The organism is Saccharicrinis sp. 156, assembly GCF_050589685.1.
Classification (GTDB): domain Bacteria; phylum Bacteroidota; class Bacteroidia; order Bacteroidales; family Marinilabiliaceae; genus Saccharicrinis.
The window spans coordinates 25,441-45,046 of record NZ_JBNGOS010000011.1; the positions used below are offsets into that span (position 1 = coordinate 25,441).

Here is a 19,606-nt window from a genome sequence, read left to right on the forward strand (position 1 = left end):
GGTATCACCTGTTAGCTGTATTTCAGTTGACCCAACACAAACTCTTTCTTTCTTCTGGAAACAGGAATTGACATTCATCGTTCACTTTATGGTAGTCTTCATCCTACTGTTTGGTTAATTTATCACTTCGCGATTTCATTATATGGTCTAATTCCGTCTTAAAATTATACATGCGAAAATTATCATCCATCACTTTCCCCTCTTTGTCGATAACAACATATCGCGGGATACCATTGAATTTAAATAGCTGGCGTAGGTATAAATAATCGTTGCCCGAAATGCGATAGGTGTTTCTTAACTCCTGATCTTTAATAAACTCATTGTAGTTTTTTTCGGGAGAGCTTTGTTCATCTGTGATAAATACAAAGTCGATTTCCTTGCTGTTTTCATACTCCTTTCGGGTCTCTTTCATTCGCTTGATACCTCCAACACAAGGACCACATGAGGTAGCCCAAAAGTCCACAAACAATATTTTGCCTTTGTGGGGTTTAATAATGTTGTTGAAAATTTCAGCGGCTGTTCCTTCCGGCAGTTCGTACGCTCGGTTGGCATTATCTCCATAGACTTTTTCAAACAGTTTATCACCTGTCGCAATTAGGTACGGATGCTCGATACCTTCTTTTAAATCCTGCCAAAATTCCTCAGCAACTCCCTTGTCTACATTTTCGAATTTGTACTTTAATGACCTCACTTTAGCAACATCCAACGTGAGGTTATTTTCGATGTTATATTTTTCGGCCAGTTCTTTTTCTGCATCATCCCATGTTGGCACTTCTGCTTTATATCTGTGAGCCGATGCCAGTTCTTGCCATTTTTGGATAGTGCTGCCATACCGTTCACTAAATACCTTATAGCTTAACTGCATATCTTTCATTTGCTCAATTTCTTCGGGTGTTTTTCCTTTTTTTGAGGCAAGTAAAGCGTATTCCTTGTCCTCTTTGGATAACAATGGTTCATTATCGATTAAATATTGATATACATTAACAGGGGGTTGGATTTTTATGTTTCTTGTGTGTTTGGTTATCAACTCGCTGAATTCATAAGCGTTTACAAATGATCTAAATTCAGTATTGATAAACAAAGCATGATCGCCCAATGGAATATCCCTTAAGAAATTGTAAAACGAATCGGGAAGTGGTTTTTGTAATTCCTTATTAGTCGTATCTTGTCTGGCTATATATTTTCTTTGCCTGGCCAACGAATACAATTCTTGCGCATGTGTTAGGATAATCTTATTTTTTAATATAGGATAAACCTTGTCAGCGTTTATTCGCCATGCTTTAATATAATACTCGACCTTGGCCAGTTCCATTTCCTTCTTACGTGTATATAGTTCTGCCAATTCATCCTCGGTCATTTTTTTCTGCTGCTCTCTGTGTTTAAAGTAACTCCTGTCTTCAAACTCAAAGTCCAACAACTGTTGGTTAATCTTTGCCAGTTTGCCTTTGAAACCGGTATCCCACATTTTGTAGTTTATATGTCTATAGCGGTCGGCGTATAAAAAATCCTCCCAATTCAAAATCATACCTAAAGTGAGGCCAGGTTCCAGGTAAAAAGGAATCCAGGTTTTACCGATTTTCATGGATGAATATAATGGGGAGATGAGCGGAAGCATTACATCAAAACGTCCATCTGGTTGTATTTCAACTACAATAGGGTAATCCTCTCCTGTTAAATAGTTGCTCAAATATACCATTCCAGTGGTTATACCAGATTTAGCGGAGTAACCTTTTATATAACCTACAATCCTTCCTTCTTCTTCCAAAAAGAAATCCCTGGAGTTATAATCCTTTAAAGGTTCTTTCTTACATTTATCCACTTCTTTGTTAAGCCATTCGTTTATTTCAATGGGCAATGTTAAATTGTGTGGTTTCAGTCCCGCTTTGCCTTCATCGAGCGAAACACCAAAAATTTGATCGTTAAAATCAAAGCTTTGGGTTGTTTGATCGAGCGGAGGAAAAACCAATACAAAGGTGCTGTCACTCGAACTTGGCATTCTTACTTTTTGACCGAATTTTACCCCAACAACTTCTTTTATTTTATATTCCTTCTTTGTATCGCAATCTATAAGTTTTTCTTCATTGCTAAAGTCGACCCACCAATTCGGTATAAAAGTTGAATGTATATAGACACGGGTTTCTTCCGGGCTTGTTTCTATTTTAGAAATCGTATTGAGACCAGTGTTTCTGAACTCATAATAAGGGTTATTGATTACTTTGGCTTTTTGGGCAAGCATACTTGCCGAGATTAGCAAAACCAAGGCTGATAAAAATAGGTTCTTCATAGTTTAAAATATTATTTGACAATTTGAACAATAAATATACAAAGTCTATTAGTCAAAACAGCTCAATTTCCTTAAAATTATGGATGAAATTTAGTTGCAATGCGTAAATAGGTAATCGGCAATAATTTTTACATTTGTGTAAACTATTATTTATGATCAACATTATTGCCGATAATAAAATTCCTTTTCTGGAAGGAGTACTTGAACCATATGCGAATGTTACTTATCTACCGGGAGCAAAAACGGATGCCAATGTTGTAAAAAATGCCGATGCTCTGATAACTCGCACCAGAACAAAATGTAATTCGGAAAACCTGAAAGGAAGCAAAGTCAAAATGATAGCCACGGCCACTATCGGGTTTGATCATATTGATACGAACTATTGCGAAAAAAGTGGAATTGAATGGACGAATGCACCGGGTTGCAACTCTGGCTCTGTTAAACAATATGTAGCCGCTACCTTGGCCACCATTGCAAGCCAACAGAACATTGATCTGGAAGATAAAACTTTGGGAATCGTTGGCGTAGGTAATGTAGGTAGTAAAGTAGCTGATTTTGCGAAAGCCATAGGCATGAAAGTACTTCTGAACGATCCGCCCAGAGCAGAAAAAGAAGGAAATGGGAATTTTGTGGGACTCGACGAACTGATCACAAAATCGGATATTATCACCTTTCATGTTCCATTACAAAGAGAGGGTAAATACAAAACATTCCATTTGGGGAATACACAATTGTTTTCGAGATGTAAAAAAGGTGTGATCATTATTAATAGTTCAAGAGGAGAGGTTACGAATAATAATGATTTGTTAGTTGCTTTAAATAATCAGTTAATTGGGCAAGTTATTCTGGATGTATGGGAAAACGAACCGGACATGAATATTGACTTGCTGAACAAAAGCTTTATCGCCACGCCGCATATAGCAGGATATTCTGCCGACGGGAAGGCTAATGGAACTTCCATGAGTGTTCAGGCTATTAGTCGGTCTTTTGATTTACCGTTAAAGGATTGGTATCCAGATAATATTCCGGCTCCTGGTAACCCAACTATTCACATAGATGCGTATGGCCTAAGCCATCAGGATGTTTGGACGAAAGCCGTGTTGCACACCTACATTATCAAGGAAGATGATACACGTTTCCGGCATCATCCAGAAACTTTCGAACAGCTAAGAGGATCTTATCCAATTCGGAGGGAGTTTCAGGCGTACCAGGTAATTTTAAAAAACGGAACGGAAGAATTAAAAGAAATGCTGAACAAAATAGGTTTCGAACATATTGAATTGGTTTAAATAAATTAGATAATAAGGCCTAACCTGATCTATTCATCAATTATTCTATTACAAAAGTTTATGAAATAATCAGGTTAAAACGTTAAATTTGAGCTTCTACAAATAATTTACTGATATGAGCAAAAAAGCAGATATAGGATTAATTGGTTTAGCCGTAATGGGCGAGAACCTGGTTTTAAACATGGAAAGCAAAGGCTATACTGTAGCTGTTTACAACAGAACCACCGAAAAAGTCGACAAATTTGTGAACGGTCGCGGTGCCGGCAAAAACTTTATCGGAACCCATTCTATCGAAGAACTGGTGGCCTCGCTGGAACGCCCACGTAAAGTCATGATGCTGGTAAAAGCCGGTGGGCCTGTTGATGCACTCATCGACCAAATCATTCCTTATCTTGAGGAGGGCGATATCATCATCGACGGTGGCAATTCCCATTTCCCTGATTCCATCCGCAGAACCAAATATGTGGAAGAAAAAGGATTGCTATATGTAGGCACCGGTGTTTCAGGTGGCGAAGAGGGAGCCTTAAAGGGACCATCAATAATGCCCGGAGGCTCTGATAAAGCATGGCCTTTTATTAAAGATATCTTTCAAAACATATCTGCCAAGGTAGAAAACAACGTACCATGCTGCGACTGGGTGGGACAAGACGGTGCCGGCCACTTTGTGAAAATGGTGCACAATGGCATTGAGTATGGCGATATGCAGCTGATCTGTGAGGCTTATCATATCATGAAGGAATATGTAGGGCTGTCGCATGATGAGATGCACGATATTTTTAAAGAGTGGAACAAAGGCGACCTGGACAGTTACCTGATCGAGATCACGCGCGACATCATGGCCTACAAAGAAAACGGTGAGCCGTTGGTGGAGAAAATACTGGATGCTGCGGGACAAAAAGGAACCGGTAAATGGACAGGCATTTCTGCCCTGGATCTTGGAGTACCATTGACCTTGATTGGCGAATCGGTATTCGCTCGTTGCCTGTCAGCGCAAAAAGCAGAGCGCGTTGAAGCCGCCAAATTATTGGGCTCGCCTATCAAGAAATTCGAGGGTGACAAAGCGCAATTTATCAAGTATATCAAGGATGCCCTTTTTGCTTCCAAGATTGTTTCTTACGCACAGGGTTATGTATTGATGCGCGAAGCAGCCAAAGAGAACAACTGGGATTTAAATTATGGAGGCATCGCTTTGATGTGGCGTGGTGGATGTATTATCCGTTCCGTATTTTTAAAGAATATAAAAGAGGCTTTCGATAACAATCCTGAATTACCCAACTTATTGCTCGACCCTTATTTTAAAGGTAAGGTATCGGAAGCACTGGAAGGATGGCGTCAGGTAGTTGGACAAGCTGTTATGAACGGTATTCCTGTTCCAACATTCTCAAGTGCATTGAGTTATTTTGATGGTTACAGAACAGAGACCTTGCCAGCTAACTTATTGCAAGCGCAGCGCGATTATTTTGGAGCGCATACCTACGAAAGAGTAGATAAACCAAGAGGAGAGTATTTCCATACCAACTGGACCGGACGAGGTGGAGATACGGCTTCTACGACTTATGATGTATAGATTGTCAGGCATTAGATAAGATACTTATATACAAGGCTGTTCATTGATTTGAGCAGCCTTTGTTGTGTCAGCTATATCAACAACAATTTTTTACTCTGAATAGCTCAAATACAATTTGAATTTTTCAGGGTAAAATGCATAAAAAAACCTTGACTAAATTAATAATCAAGGTTTATATCTATTTAAACTTCAACAATTAACCCGCAATATACTTTGCTAACCAATCACCTACTTCAGATGTTTTGTACGATTTTTCCTTGCTGATATCTTCTGTTACCACTCCTTCTTCCAATGACTTATTAACCGCGTCACGCACCAATTGCGCTTCCTCCAATAAATCCAAAGATTCCAGTAACATAGCAGCCGAGAGAACCGTTGCAACCGGGTTGGCAATATCCTTACCCGCAGCTTGTGGGTAAGAACCGTGAATAGGCTCAAATACGGAGGTATGCACACCAACAGAAGCTGATGGCAATAATCCTAAAGAACCTGTGATTACAGAAGCCTCATCGCTAATGATATCACCAAACATATTTTCGGTAACCATCACGTCGAATTTTTTAGGCCACTGGATCAACTGCATAGCCGCATTGTCAACGAACATGTAATCTACGGCAATATCTTTATATTCTGGTTCCATTGCCTGGGCGGTCTCTCTCCAAAGACGAGAAGTTGCCAATACGTTAGCTTTATCCACAACCGTTAAACGCTTGTCTCTTTTACCTGCATATGAAAACGCCAGTTTTAGGATACGCTCAATTTCCTCCGTGGTATAGGTACAAGTATCGAAAGCCTTTTTTAAGTCCTCCGAACGGCCTTTTTCGCCAAAATAGATACCCCCGGTTAACTCACGTACCACCACCAAATCGGCACCTTCCACAATATCTAAACGCAATGGACTCTTATCCAACAAGGAAGGAAATGTAGCTACCGGACGTATGTTAGCATACAAGCCTAACTTTTTACGCATGGCCAAAAGACCTTGCTCCGGACGAACCTTGGCTTTGGGATCGTTATCGAATTTTGGGTCACCGATGGCCCCAAATAAAACGGCATCCGAATTCATACAAACTTCGTGCGTTGCTTCAGGGTAAGGATCACCCACCTGATCGATGGCAGTAGCACCAACCAAAGCTGGCGTGTAAGTTACTTCGTGGTTGTACTTGGTAGCAATGGCATCAATCACTTTTTGTGCTTGCGCTACAATCTCGGGACCAATTCCGTCACCGGCTAATACAGCAATATTCAATTTCATTTCCTAAAAATTAATCACAAAGTATTATAAACTGACAAAAAACACAGAAGCACGGAGGCTCTGAGCTTTTTTATGTTTATTACTTTATTCGTTTATTTATTTTGAATTTATATTTCAATTTAGCAGAAACTAAACACATTACTTTAAAATTTTTCTGTGTCTTTTTTGTCTCTGTGTTCGTTTCTTACTTCTCCAATTTCTCTTTCCAGTCGGCCTGGCGCGTTAGGGTGCCTTCCTCAATTACGTTTAGCACTTTAATAGTGGCTTCGATGGCAGCTTCAGTCTGGTCAGCAGAAAGCCCTCTCGATTTAATTTCAACCCCTTTGTAATCCCAGGTAATCATGGTTTCTACCAAGGCGTCCGTTTTCCCTCCCGGAGGGATACTCACCCAGTAATCCAACAACACCGGATGTACTTTTTTTAGCTTGTTATAAATACGCCATAAGGCTTTCATAAAAGCATCGTACTGACCGTCACCTACCGCGGTTTCATCATATCGCTTACCGTTAATTTCCACACTAATAGATGCTAAGGGGCGCAAATCATGGGCTAAAGAAAGGTTATAATTTCTTATTTTGATGGCATCTTTTACAGATGAACTCTTTAATACATCGGCAATAATAAACGGTAAATCCTCAATGGTTACTACCTCTTTTTTATCACCCAGTGCAATCACCCTTTCGGTCACTTTTTTCATCGCCTCTGGCTCCAGCTCAATGCCCAGTTCCTCCAGGTTCTTTTTAATATTGGCCTTGCCCGAGGTTTTTCCCAACGCATATTTACGATTGCGGCCAAATCGTTCCGGCATGAGGTTATTGAAATACAGGTTATCTTTACTGTCTCCATCTGCGTGAATACCACTACATTGGGTAAACACATTATATCCGGTTATAGGCTGGTTCTCCGGAATTCGCAGGCCTGAAAGTTGTTCGACTACCTTACTCACGTTCGTGATATTGGATTCGTCGAGATTGTTTTCCAATTTAAGATGATCATTCAATATTCCGATAACGCTGGCCAATGGCGCATTCCCGGCTCTTTCGCCTAAACCGTTTACCGTGGTATGTATGCCCTTAATACCTGTTTTTAATGATGAGAAAACATTGGCCACAGCCATGTCGTAATCGTTATGTGCATGAAAATCGAAATGCGTATCCGGGAAGCGAGTAACAATGTCGGAGCAAAACTGATAGGTTTGATCAGGATTCAGCACACCCAAGGTATCCGGCAGCATAATTCTTTTCACGTTCATCTTTTTGATTTCGCCAATTACAAAGTACACATATTCCGGCGAAGTCAGCATTCCGTTACTCCAATCCTCGAGATAAACATTTACAACGATGCCCATTTCGCTGGCAGTTTGAACCACCTTGGCCACATCGGCCATATGCTCTTCCGGTGTTTTTCGGAGCTGGCTTTGAACATGCTTTAACGAACCCTTGGTAAGCAGGTTGATAACCTGGCCGCCAGCATCTTGAATCCATTTTAAGGAGACATCGCCATCCACAAAACCCAAGACCTCAATTTTCTCCAGGCAATTATGTTTTTTTGCCCATTCGGTAATTCGCTTAACAGCTGCAAATTCACCTTCAGAAACCCGAGCCGAAGCCACTTCAATCCGATCTACTTTTACCTCTTCAAGCAACAAACCGGCCATGGCCAGTTTTTCTCCTTCGTTAAACGATACTCCGGTAGTTTGCTCCCCGTCACGGAGCGTCGTATCCATTACTTCAATCTTCATGTTTGCACTTAATAGAATGATGAACACAGAATCGCAGAGGCACAGAGGATAATAACAAGTAATGCTTCCGAAAACGACGAACCTGTGTTTAATAAATTATTTAAAGGCCAAAATGCCAAATTTGTATAGAAACGGCATAAACCCTATAAAGTTTATGCCGTCTATATTAATTTAAGCTAAGCTTTGCTCGTAGGCTTCTATTTCATCTTTTGAATTGATCAGATAATCGATATCATCATAACCGTTCAACAAGCAGTTTTTCTTGTAGCTATTTATTTCAAAAGATTCCGTTTTTCCCGAGGCAGTATTGGTAATGGTTTGTGCTTGAAGATTAACCACCACCTTATTGGTTTCGTCGGCTGCAAATAATTCGGCAAGGAAACTTTCCGAAACAACTACCGGTAACACACCGTTATTGAGTGAGTTGTTTTTAAAGATATCGGCAAAAAAACTGGATACTACCACTTTAAAACCATATCCATGAACTGCCCATGCGGCATGTTCGCGACTTGAGCCAGAACCGAAGTTCTTGCCAGCCACCAATACTTCACCGGAATACTTTGGATTGTTCAACACGAAATCAGCCTTAGGGGAACCGTCTTTATTGTATCTCCAGTCGGCAAACAAGTTATCCCCAAATCCTTCTTTGGTAGTAGCTTTTAAGAAACGGGCCGGAATAATTTGGTCGGTATCCACATTCTCGATGGGTAGTGGCACATAAGTCGACTCTATTGTTACAAATTTATCTATTGGCATTTTCTTCTGATTTTTAAATTATAAAGTTCGAGGATCGGTAATTACTCCCGTAACAGCACACGCCGCAGCAGTCAACGGACTTGCCAACAATGTTCTGGCACCCGGGCCCTGACGACCTTCGAAGTTACGGTTACTTGTGGCCACAGAGTATTTTCCTGCAGGAACCTTATCGTCGTTCATTGCCAAACAAGCAGAACACCCGGGCTGACGCAATTCAAAACCGGCTTCTTCAAGAATATCTTTTAACCCTTCAGCAATAGCCTGCTCTTCAACCTGATGGGAACCGGGAACAATCCATGCGGTAACGCCTTCAGCTTTTTTCTTGCCTTTAACGGCATTGGCAAAAACTCTTAAATCCTCGATACGTCCGTTGGTACAACTACCCACGAAAATCCAATCTATTTTTTTACCTAACATAGCTTCACCAGGAGCATACCCCATATAGTCAAGCGATTTCAAATAAGTTTTTTGAGAAGACTCTTCAACCGTATCCAAAGTTGGGATACTTTGCGTGATACCCACTCCCATTCCTGGGTTTGTTCCGTAGGTAATCATAGGCTCGATATCTGCCGCATCAAAGTTGTATACCTTATCAAATTCGGCATCTGCATCAGTCACCAGCTCTTTCCATTTGGCTACTGCTATATCCCAGTCTTTGCCTTTGGGAGCATACTCACGGCCTTTAACGTATTCAATGGTTTTCTCGTCGGGCGCAATCAATCCTCCACGGGCACCCATCTCGATACTCATGTTACATACGGTCATGCGGCCTTCCATGCTTAAGCTGCGAATTGCAGAACCTGCAAACTCAACAAAGTAACCCGTACCTCCTCCGGTAGTTAATTTTGATATAACGTAAAGCACCAGGTCTTTGGCTGTGACGCCTTTACCCATTTCACCATCGATGTTAATTTTCATGGTTTTAGGACGTGGTTGCATAATGCACTGGGTAGAAAGCACCATTTCCACTTCCGAAGTGCCGATACCAAAAGCGATACTACCAAAGGCACCATGTGTGGAAGTATGGCTATCACCACATACGATGGTCATACCCGGTTGAGTGATCCCATTTTCCGGTCCGATAACATGAACAACCCCGTTTTTAGGATGTCCTAAACCAAACAAGGTTACATTATTGTCTTCGCAGTTTTTCGTTAAGGTATCCACTTGAAAGCGTGAAATCTCATCTGCGATGGGTAGGTGTTGGTTGATCGTTGGAATGTTGTGATCAGGTGTAGCAAATGTATTTTGCGGTCTGAATACTTTAATTCCTCTTGCCTTTAGCCCAGCAAATGCCTGTGGGCTGGTTACTTCATGAACCAAGTGGCGGTCGATATACAATACGGAAGGACCATCCTCGATAGTCTTCACTTCGTGCATATCCCAAATCTTGTCGAAAAGCGTTTTCCCTGCCAATTTTCTAATATTTATATGTTATTACTATTCTATTATAAAGCATTAAGAATAAAGACAAAAGATATCAGAAACAGTAATCTTTATACTTTCGCCTTTATACTTTTGTCTCTGTTAAACTATCTTCGATAGTGCGTCCAGATATGCCCAAACCGATGCGGTAAGGATATCTACATTCGCGCCAAAACCATGCACTGTTCTTCCATCATGAGATAACTGAACGTGCACTTTGCCAATTTCTGATGTGCCACGTGTAACGGCCTGAACCAAATATTCTTCCAATACAACATCTTCTACCTTAAGCATTTTTTTTATGGCCGAATATGCCGCATCAACAGGCCCATTACCTATGGCGTTTTGCGTCATCACTTTTCCGTTGTGGTTAATCGTAACGGTCGCTGACGGAATGCATGATTTTCCACATATCACCTGGAATTTATCCAACTTCAGCACTCGTTTTTCCTTCTTCTCATGCCCCACCAAAACCTCGATATCTTCATCGCTGATATCTTTTTTAGAATCGGCCAGTACCAGAAAGTTCTTATAAACGTGATCCAACTTTTCTTTTTCCAGTTTATATCCCAGCACCTCTAATCGGTGCTTCAGAGCTGCACGTCCACTGCGAGCGGTAAGTACAATACTTGATTCTTTAACACCTACATCAGCCGGATCGATAATTTCGTATGTTTCGCGGTTTTTTAACACACCATCCTGGTGAATACCTGAAGAGTGCGCAAACGCATTACGGCCTACAATAGCCTTGTTAGCCTGAACCGGCATACGCATTAAGGTAGATACTAACTTACTGGTTCTTATGATTTGCTTTGTATCAACATCCGTCCTAAAGTTAAGATCTTTATGACTACGGATAGCCATAACCACCTCTTCCAATGCGGTGTTGCCGGCACGTTCACCAAGTCCGTTCAGTGTTACTTCCACCTGGCGAGCACCGTTCACAATACCCGCTAAAGAGTTTGCCGTTGCCATGCCCAAATCGTTATGACAGTGCGTTGATATAATTGCTTTGTCGATGTTAGGCACGTTGTTTGCCAGATAGGCAATTTTTTCTCCATATTCCTTAGGCAAACAATAACCGGTTGTATCCGGAATATTTACCACTGTAGCACCTGCACCTATCACGGCTTCTATTACCCGGGCCAAATATTCGTTGTCGCTACGCCCGGCATCCTCGGCATAAAACTCCACATCATCCACAAACTGACGGGCATATTTAACGGCTGCAATGGCGCGTTCGATAATTTCGTCGGGATTAGAATTTAATTTTTGGTAGATATGGTAAGGCGAAGTTCCTATTCCGGTATGGATACGACCTCTTCTTGCAAATTTAAGTGCATCGGCAGCTACCTCAATATCCTTTTTTACCGCACGTGTTAAAGCACAAATAGTTGGATTGGTAACCGCCTTAGAAATTTCGACGACCGAATTAAAATCTCCAGGACTGGAGATCGGAAACCCGGCCTCTATAACATCAACACCCAGTTTTTCCAGTTGCTTAGCTACTTCTATCTTTTCAATAGTATTTAACTGGCAACCCGGGACCTGTTCCCCGTCCCTCAAAGTGGTGTCGAAAATATAAATTTTATTGTCCATAACTTTATTATCGTATTTAATGGAAGAAGCCGGGAAGACCTCTTGCCTATTATTAAAACTTTGTGACCAGACCCCGATTACTGCGTTACCTTTTTAAACATTTATCCGGTGGCTGCCAGACCCCTTGTTACATAACATTGTCAAACCAGGTCTTTGAAGCCATCTGATCAAAGCCAATATATAAAAACTTTTAATATGTCTCGATTCCTCTAATTTTATTTTCAGTTCTCAATTTCTTGAGATACTTTTCCAGCAATTCCGTCCTTAGTTTTGTGATAGCAATTCTGCCCGAACGCACAAATTGCAATACGCCATACTTATCGAGCTTCACAAACAATTCTTGCGTTTCGGCTTTATGGCCTGTTTTCTGAATTACGGTATATTCAGGTGTTACCTCCATAATTTGCGCACCATACTTACGTACGATTTCTTCTATCTCATTGCCATTAAGCAGAGCTGCTGTAGCCACTTTGTATAAAGCCAACTCCTGATGGATTATTTCATCGGTTGTAAATACAAACACTTTAAGCACATCCAACTTTTTCTCCAGTTGGCCAACCAGTTTATCCATTTGCTCGCGGGTTGTAAACACTACGATAGTAAACTTATGTACTCCTTCAAGGGCCGATTCCGAGGTATTTAAACTTTCAATGTTGATACTACGACGGGTAAAAGCCGTAGTAACCTGATTGAGTAGCCCGACATGGTTTTCGGAAAATATGGTAATTGTGAATTCTTGTTGCATGTTTCAATCTTTTTAAGCTGAAATAAATACTACTATTCTAAACGAATATCTGAAACTGAACTACCCGATGGTACCATTGGAAAAACGTTACCCTCCTTCTCAACCTTTACTTCCAAGAAAAACGGGCCATCATGTTTTACCATTTTGTCAATCGCCTCATCCAGGTTATCCCTGGATTCAACTAACGCACTATCAATTCCAAATCCGTTGGCAATCATCTGGAAATTAGGATTCAGCAACTCAGTTGAAGCGTATCGGCTATCGAAGAAAAGTTCCTGCCATTGACGTACCATACCTAAAAAGTTATTGTTCAGTACGATGATTTTAACCGCTGCTTTAGTCTGGAAAATAGTTCCCAGCTCCTGGATAGTCATTTGAAAACCTCCGTCGCCGATAAAAACGCACACATCACGTTCCGGGGCACCCAGTTTAGCACCCAAAGCAGCCGGAAGGCCAAATCCCATGGTTCCTAAACCGCCAGAAGTTACGTTACTTCTGGATTGCTTAAATTTAAAATAGCGTGAGCCCATCATTTGATGTTGACCTACATCTGTTACCAATACAGCATCATCATTAAAAGCCTTGGATACTTTATGAACCACCTCGCCCATGGTTAAACCTTCCTGTGTTGGGAAAACCTCGTTGGCAATGACTTTTTCATTTTCTATCTTGTCGCAAGTTTTAAACTCTGCCAACCATTCCGGGTATGCATTACCATTCACCTCCTTTGTTAAGGCAGGCAAAGTATCTTTTACACTTCCTAATACGGCAACATCCGCCCTTATTATTTTATTTACCTCTGCCGGGTCAATCTCTAAGTGAATAACTTTCGCCTGTTTGGCATAGGTACTAACATCACCGGTCACCCTATCATCAAAACGCATTCCGATGGCGATTAACACATCGCATTCGTTGGTTTTAACGTTTGGCCCATAATTACCGTGCATGCCTAACATACCTACATTCAATTCATAGTCGGAAGGCATAGCGGACAGACCTAACAATGTCCAAGCGGCAGGTATACCCGTTTTGTCCAGGAATGCCTTCAGCTCTTCTTCCGCATGCCCTAAGATTACTCCCTGACCAATCAACGCAAGCGGTTTCTTGGCAGAATTGATGATGTCGACCGCATCGTGTATTGATTCCGGTTTGGTCAGTGGAACCGGAGTATAGCTTCTAATGTGGTTCACCTTTTTATAGTTGAACTCCACCTCTCCAAACTGAGCATCTTTAGCTATATCAATTACTACCGGGCCCGGGCGGCCGGTCGAGGCTATAAAAAAAGCTCTTGCAATAGCTTCCGGGATTTCTTCCGCAGTTTTCACCAAATAGTTCCACTTGGTAATAGGCTGGGTGATACCAACCACATCAATCTCCTGGAAAGCATCGGTACCCAGCAATGGCGAGGCGACTTGACCAGTGATAACTACTAACGGGGTAGAATCGATCATCGCATCTGCAATACCTGTTACCGTGTTTGTGGCTCCGGGACCCGAAGTTGCAAAACAGACACCCACCTTGCCTGTAACTCTAGCGAATCCTTGTGCGGCATGAACAGCGCCCTGTTCATGGCGGGTGAGTACATGGTGAAGTTTGTCTTGATAATCGTAAAGGGCATCATACACCGGCATGATGGCGCCTCCGGGATATCCAAAAATTAAATCCACACCCTCACATAATAATGACCGAAGCAATGCTTCCGAACCGGAAATTCTCTCTTTTCCCTTGTTGTTCTTTTCCATGAGTAATTGGCTTTGTGGTTCCATAATATTTATAGATTGATTGACTTTGAGATAAGAGATCATCGACTTCTCTGACTCTTATCTGATGTATAATCGTCTAATTTCTAAATTAATCTTACTGCTCCTTTATCCGCTGAGCTTACCAAATGTGCATATGCCTTAAGTGCTTTTGACACTTGGCGTTCGCGCGGCTCCGGCATAAATGCAGTATCACCTTTTGCTTCCTCGGCTTTTCTTCTTACAGATAATTCCTCATCCGAAACAAGCACGTTGATGGAGCGTTCCGGAATATTGATTTCTATTTCATCGCCGGTCTGAACTAACCCTATTGCACCACCTGCTGCTGCTTCCGGTGAGATATGCCCGATGGATAATCCTGAGGTTCCCCCTGAGAATCTGCCATCGGTAATCAAGGCACATTTCTCACCCATGTGACGCGATTTGATATAAGATGTCGGGTAAAGCATTTCTTGCATACCAGGCCCTCCTTTGGGCCCTTCGTATATGATTACGACAACTTCACCCGCCTGTACTTCCCCTGAGAGTATACCTTCACAAGCATCATCCTGTGATTGGTAAACTCTGGCTTTTCCTTTAAATATAAAAATTGATTCATCAACACCTGCGGTTTTTACTACACACCCGTCTGCGGCAATATTTCCTTTAAGAACAGCCAGACCACCATCTTTGTTGTAAGCTTTTTCAACAGAACGGATACAACCGTTTTCCCTATCCAAATCCAGCTTGGCATAATGTGTTTTTTGCGATCCCATAGTCAGGTTTCTTATACCTGCCGGGGCACTCGTATAAATATCCTTAGCTTCATCCGAAACGTTTGGATTAGTTACATCGTATTTGGCAACTGCTTCTTTTAAGGTAAGTCCATCCGCCCTGGAAACAGAATTCTCCAACAAACCGGCTTTATCCAACTCTGCAAGAATACCCAAAATACCGCCAGCCCGGTTCACATCCTCGATATGGTAATGCGAGTTTGGTGCAACCTTTGAAAGAACGGGTGTGTTCCTTGAAATCTGGTCGATATCGTCCATCGTAAAATTAACGCCTGCCTCATGTGCGATGGCTAAAATGTGCAGTACGGTATTGGTAGATCCTCCCATGGCCACATCTAAGGTCATCGCATTTTTAAACGCGTTGAATGTTCCAATATTTCTTGGCAAAACAGATTCGTCGCCATCTCTATAATATTTGTACGTATTTTCAACGATTATTTTGGCCGCTTTTTCGAATAATTGTTTTCTGTTGGCATGCGTTGCCACTATAGTACCGTTTCCTGGCAAAGCCAAACCAATGGCCTCGTTTAAACAATTCATGGAATTGGCTGTAAACATACCTGAACAAGAACCACAAGTAGGACATGCGTTTTCTTCGACCGCACTTACCTCGGCATCGGAAACCGAATCGTCCGCCGCCATCACCATGGCATCTACCAGATCAAGCGCCCTATCGCCCACTTTACCCGCTTCCATAGGGCCACCTGAAACAAATATGGCCGGAATGTTTAATCGCATAGCCGCCATCAACATTCCGGGTGTTATTTTATCGCAATTACTAATACAAACCATGGCATCGGCCCGGTGAGCATTGCACATATACTCCACACTGTCAGCAATAACATCGCGCGAAGGCAATGAGTACAACATACCGTCATGTCCCATGGCAATTCCGTCATCCACCGCAATGGTATTAAACTCCGCAGCAAAACACCCCTGGGCTTCAATCATTTTTTTTACCTCCTGCCCAATCTCATGTAAGTGAACGTGACCAGGAACAAATTGGGTAAATGAGTTAACAATGGCAATCATCGGTTTACCGAATTGCTCCTCTTTAACCCCGTTTGCCCGCCACAAGCTCCGTGCGCCAGCCATTCTTCGGCCTTCGGTAGTTGTTGCACTTCTTAATTTATTCTTCATTTCTTTTAGTATCAAATCGCAAGTATCCAGACACAAGATCATCACATCTTTACTAATGTCTATTCAACCTTTTTACACTTTTAAAATCAAACTATGCCCATAAAAATTTAGCAAAAAAAAAGCCTTTCTCAACACTGTGAGAAAGGCCTATACAAAATATCCTATATGATTATTTTTTGCACAGCATTCTCACGTTCGCTTGGTAATGACCAAGAGAATGACGTCAATGAGAATGAGTGAAAAAATATTATTCATTTCGCTTTGCTTTTGTTGAAACCAACGATTACAAATGTAGAGTTTTTTTTCAATCCCCAAAAGAATAAACGCAAAATTATGCGTTTACCTTTCATCTAATAGCAAGGCTTTCAACGCAACATCAATTCCAAAACGTATATTTTTTCATTTTCAAACAAGTCAACTGCATGTTTATACAATACCTTCCAATCTTCTTTTAAACACCTGATTGTGTGGTCGTTTACATAAGACAAAATCATTGCGACGCAGATTGTTAACTTATTCGATCATCGAATAATTAAATAGATAATCCGAATCTATTATTTTTATTATTCACTCATTCTTTGTATGAAAAACTCCTATCGTTTTTCAATAGTTTGGATAAAGGAAAACCCCGTTTTAAATTCATCATCAAAACAGGGTTTATATCATTAATGAATTATCAATTTTAGATAATAGCTTTCATGGCAGTCATAGCATCGCGCAACTCAGCACCCACAATTTCCACATCGTGGAATCGTATCGCTTCGTTAACATCTACCAACTCTTTGTTGCTCACACTGCCCTCAACGCCTTCGTTAAAGTTTTTGCCAATTATGTTAGTCTCCACTTTTTTCATAAAGTCGGTTAACAATGGCTTACAAGCGTGATCGAACAGGTAACATCCGTATTCTGCCGTATCAGAGATTACACGGTTCATTTCGAAAAGTTTTTTACGTGCGATAGTATTGGCAATCAAGGGCGTTTCGTGCAATGATTCGTAATACGCACTCTCTTCTTTGATACCTGCCTCGGTCATCGTTTCAAAAGCAAGTTCAACACCAGACTTCACAAATGCTACCAACAAAGTACCATTGTCGAAATACTCTTGCTCGCTGATTTCCACATCACCAGCAGGCGTTTTTTCGAAATCAGTTTCACCCGTTTCTGCTCTCCAACCCAATAGGTTTTTATCTCCGTTAGCCCAGTCCTCCATCATGGTAGAAGAAAACTCTCCGCTCATGATGTCATCCATATGCTTTTGAAATAATGGACGCATGATAACTTTCAACTCTTCGGCAATTTTAAATGCTTCAATCTTAGCAGGATTTGAAAGACGATCCATCATGTTAGTGATACCACCGATTTTTAAAGCTTCGGTAATTACTTCCCATCCATACTGGATCAATTTAGAGGCATATCCTTTTTCAATTCCTTTTTCAACCATTTTGTTGAAAGAAAGAATAGAACCAGTTTGTAACAAACCACAAAGAATGGTTTGCTCTCCCATCAAGTCTGATTTAACCTCTGCTACGAAAGATGAGCGAAGCACACCAGCCCTGTGACCTCCGGTTGCCACGGCATATGCTTTTGCAATTTCAAGTCCATCACCGTTCGGGTCATTCTCGGGGTGAACAGCGATTAGGGTTGGAACACCAAATCCTCTTTTGTACTCTTCACGTACCTCCGAACCCGGGGATTTAGGAGCAACCATAACAACCGTAAGGTCTTTACGGATTTGCATTCCTTCCTCAACAATATTGAAACCATGCGAATAAGAAAGTGTGGCGCCCTGTTTCATCAATGGCATTACCTCAGTTACCACGTTCGTGTGTTGCTTATCAGGAGTAAGGTTTACTACCATATCGGCGGTTGGAATCATTTCTTCGTAAGTTCCAACGGCAAAATTGTTTTCAGTAGCATTTTTCCACGATTGTCGCTGCTCCTTGATAGCTGCTTCACGCAAAGTGTATGAAACATCCAGGCCAGAATCCCTCATGTTAAGCCCCTGGTTTAAACCTTGCGCCCCACATCCTACGATTACAACTTTTTTGCCTTTAAGCTTCTTAACTCCATCCGCAAATTCCGAGCTGTCCATGAATTCGCAAACTCCCAATTGATTCAACTGCTCACGCAACGGTAAAGTATTAAAATAATTAGCCATTTTAATAAATTTAGATATTAAATATTTTTAGAATAAACACTGAAAACGAGTAAAATAACCAGCTTCCCTTTAACGGATTAGCAAGTTACAGAACTTCACATTACAAATCAACAGATAAAAACATTAACAAATATCGTAAAAAAGCACTTTTATTAGGTACTTTTCATGGATTTATAAATATACAGAAACAATGAATAAAAAATTACCGTTCAAATTCGCTTCTAAAAACAATGGGTGTAACACCGGTTTGCTTTTTGAAAAACTTGGTAAAATACGATTGATCGGTAAAATTAAGCTGGTCGGAAATTTGGGTAACCGTGAGGTTAGTATGGACCAATAACCTTTTTATTTCCAGTATTTGTTTCGATTGGATGATTTCGTTAGAAGTACGCCCCGTTAATTGCTTAAGGGTTTGGGTTAGATGGTTGGGAGTGATGGCCAATAACTCTGCATATTGGTTCACGTTTAAATTGTTGTGGTAATTTTCCTCTACTAACTGAAAAAACCGCTTCACAATCAGATGCCCTTTCCCTGATGACACCCCTTCTTCTTCGGTAGGATATAATCTGGCCGTATAGTTTAATATAGTATCTAACAGAGAACGAAGCAGGTTAATGTCGCCGCCATCCTTTCTGCCCACTTCATCAATTCCTTTAACAAACAATTGTTTTAAAAATTCACAATCTGATCGGTCTACCAATTGCAACGGCGGATTGTCCTGATGAATATTAAAAAAGAAAGGAAATTCGAGCAAACGATTCTGGTTGTTTTTATCGAACAGATAAAATTCGGCGGCAAAAATAAAAAGGTAGCCTTCAATATCGCTTGAAAATTCGATTTTATGGGCCTGCCCGGGCGACATATAAAATACACAGGGCGGCTCAATTTTGTACTCACTACTATCAATCACATGAAATCCTGAACCTTTTGTGAGATACAATACCTCAAAAAAATCGTGGCGGTGCGGATAGCTCACCCTAAAATGACGGTTGGCATCAAAAGGCTCCACATGAAAATGCCGGCTGGCATGCTGCGGATGACTAAAGGATCTTAACCCGTAGGTTGGTATGTTTTGTTTTGTTGTTGGCACGTAGAGAAAAAGTTATGGCTAAAG

General features: G+C 41.2%; 13 protein-coding genes. 2 read left to right on the top strand and 11 right to left on the bottom strand.

Annotated features, from left to right (window positions below; all coding sequences use genetic code 11):
* Positions 1-103: 103 nt before the first annotated feature.
* On the bottom strand, positions 104-2,284 hold the full coding sequence (locus tag ACRD64_RS08420; RefSeq protein ID WP_430932862.1) for a TlpA family protein disulfide reductase: 2,181 nt from the start codon (positions 2,282-2,284) through the stop codon (positions 104-106).
* A 152-nt stretch (positions 2,285-2,436) separates the two neighbouring features.
* Here ACRD64_RS08420 and pdxB point away from each other — a divergent pair, with 152 nt between their 5' ends.
* Together pdxB and gnd are read left to right on the top strand one after the other, a co-directional pair.
* Positions 2,437-3,573, top strand: a complete 1,137-nt coding sequence (gene pdxB, locus ACRD64_RS08425) for a 4-phosphoerythronate dehydrogenase PdxB (protein ID WP_430932863.1) — start codon at positions 2,437-2,439, stop codon at positions 3,571-3,573.
* Positions 3,574-3,688: 115 nt separating this feature from the next.
* Positions 3,689-5,140 carry a decarboxylating NADP(+)-dependent phosphogluconate dehydrogenase gene (gene gnd, locus ACRD64_RS08430; RefSeq protein WP_430932864.1) on the top strand — a complete coding sequence of 484 codons (1,452 nt, stop codon included), beginning with the start codon at positions 3,689-3,691 and terminating at the stop codon, positions 5,138-5,140.
* A gap of 196 nt (positions 5,141-5,336) precedes the next feature.
* On the opposite strand, the gene leuB is transcribed toward gnd, so the two are convergent.
* The 10 genes from leuB to ACRD64_RS08480 form a co-directional block, all read right to left on the bottom strand.
* Positions 5,337-6,395 carry a 3-isopropylmalate dehydrogenase gene (gene leuB / locus ACRD64_RS08435; protein WP_430932866.1) on the bottom strand — a complete coding sequence of 353 codons (1,059 nt, stop codon included), beginning with the start codon at positions 6,393-6,395 and terminating at the stop codon, positions 5,337-5,339.
* A 184-nt stretch (positions 6,396-6,579) separates the two neighbouring features.
* Positions 6,580-8,136, bottom strand: coding sequence for an alpha-isopropylmalate synthase regulatory domain-containing protein (locus ACRD64_RS08440; protein WP_430932868.1), 1,557 nt, complete (start codon positions 8,134-8,136; stop codon positions 6,580-6,582).
* 171 nt (positions 8,137-8,307) lie between these two features.
* Positions 8,308-8,892, bottom strand: coding sequence for a 3-isopropylmalate dehydratase small subunit (leuD, locus tag ACRD64_RS08445; protein WP_430932869.1), 585 nt, complete (start codon positions 8,890-8,892; stop codon positions 8,308-8,310).
* Between the two features lie 18 nt (positions 8,893-8,910).
* Positions 8,911-10,308, bottom strand: a complete 1,398-nt coding sequence (leuC, locus tag ACRD64_RS08450) for a 3-isopropylmalate dehydratase large subunit (protein ID WP_430932870.1) — start codon at positions 10,306-10,308, stop codon at positions 8,911-8,913.
* Positions 10,309-10,419: 111 nt separating this feature from the next.
* Complete coding sequence (locus tag ACRD64_RS08455; RefSeq protein ID WP_430932871.1) at positions 10,420-11,916, bottom strand: 2-isopropylmalate synthase; 1,497 nt, start codon at positions 11,914-11,916, stop codon at positions 10,420-10,422.
* 190 nt (positions 11,917-12,106) lie between these two features.
* Positions 12,107-12,661 carry an acetolactate synthase small subunit gene (ilvN, locus tag ACRD64_RS08460; protein WP_430932872.1) on the bottom strand — a complete coding sequence of 185 codons (555 nt, stop codon included), beginning with the start codon at positions 12,659-12,661 and terminating at the stop codon, positions 12,107-12,109.
* Positions 12,662-12,693: 32 nt separating this feature from the next.
* The gene (gene ilvB, locus ACRD64_RS08465; protein WP_430932873.1) at positions 12,694-14,403 is read right to left on the bottom strand and encodes a biosynthetic-type acetolactate synthase large subunit; all 1,710 of its coding nucleotides are present in this window, start codon (positions 14,401-14,403) and stop codon (positions 12,694-12,696) included.
* Positions 14,404-14,507: 104 nt separating this feature from the next.
* The gene (gene ilvD, locus ACRD64_RS08470; RefSeq protein ID WP_430932874.1) at positions 14,508-16,334 is read right to left on the bottom strand and encodes a dihydroxy-acid dehydratase; all 1,827 of its coding nucleotides are present in this window, start codon (positions 16,332-16,334) and stop codon (positions 14,508-14,510) included.
* 682 nt (positions 16,335-17,016) lie between these two features.
* Positions 17,017-18,492, bottom strand: coding sequence for a ketol-acid reductoisomerase (gene ilvC / locus ACRD64_RS08475; protein ID WP_430932875.1), 1,476 nt, complete (start codon positions 18,490-18,492; stop codon positions 17,017-17,019).
* A 202-nt stretch (positions 18,493-18,694) separates the two neighbouring features.
* The gene (locus ACRD64_RS08480) at positions 18,695-19,582 is read right to left on the bottom strand and encodes an AraC family transcriptional regulator (protein WP_430932876.1); all 888 of its coding nucleotides are present in this window, start codon (positions 19,580-19,582) and stop codon (positions 18,695-18,697) included.
* Between the last annotated feature and the right edge of the window lie 24 nt (positions 19,583-19,606).

Bases quoted from the DNA above. Each gene is read 5' to 3' on its own strand.
- ACRD64_RS08420 (WP_430932862.1), bottom strand. From the start codon at position 2,284: ATGAAGAACCTATTTTTATCAGCCTTGGTTTTGCTAATCTCGGCAAGT.
- pdxB (WP_430932863.1), top strand. From the start codon at position 2,437: ATGATCAACATTATTGCCGATAATAAAATTCCTTTTCTGGAAGGAGTA.
- gnd (WP_430932864.1), top strand. From the start codon at position 3,689: ATGAGCAAAAAAGCAGATATAGGATTAATTGGTTTAGCCGTAATGGGC.
- leuB (WP_430932866.1), bottom strand. From the start codon at position 6,395: ATGAAATTGAATATTGCTGTATTAGCCGGTGACGGAATTGGTCCCGAG.
- ACRD64_RS08440 (WP_430932868.1), bottom strand. From the start codon at position 8,136: ATGAAGATTGAAGTAATGGATACGACGCTCCGTGACGGGGAGCAAACT.
- leuD (WP_430932869.1), bottom strand. From the start codon at position 8,892: ATGCCAATAGATAAATTTGTAACAATAGAGTCGACTTATGTGCCACTA.
- ACRD64_RS08455 (WP_430932871.1), bottom strand. From the start codon at position 11,916: ATGGACAATAAAATTTATATTTTCGACACCACTTTGAGGGACGGGGAA.
- ilvN (WP_430932872.1), bottom strand. From the start codon at position 12,661: ATGCAACAAGAATTCACAATTACCATATTTTCCGAAAACCATGTCGGG.
- ilvB (WP_430932873.1), bottom strand. From the start codon at position 14,403: ATGGAAAAGAACAACAAGGGAAAAGAGAGAATTTCCGGTTCGGAAGCA.
- ilvD (WP_430932874.1), bottom strand. From the start codon at position 16,334: ATGAAGAATAAATTAAGAAGTGCAACAACTACCGAAGGCCGAAGAATG.
- ilvC (WP_430932875.1), bottom strand. From the start codon at position 18,492: ATGGCTAATTATTTTAATACTTTACCGTTGCGTGAGCAGTTGAATCAA.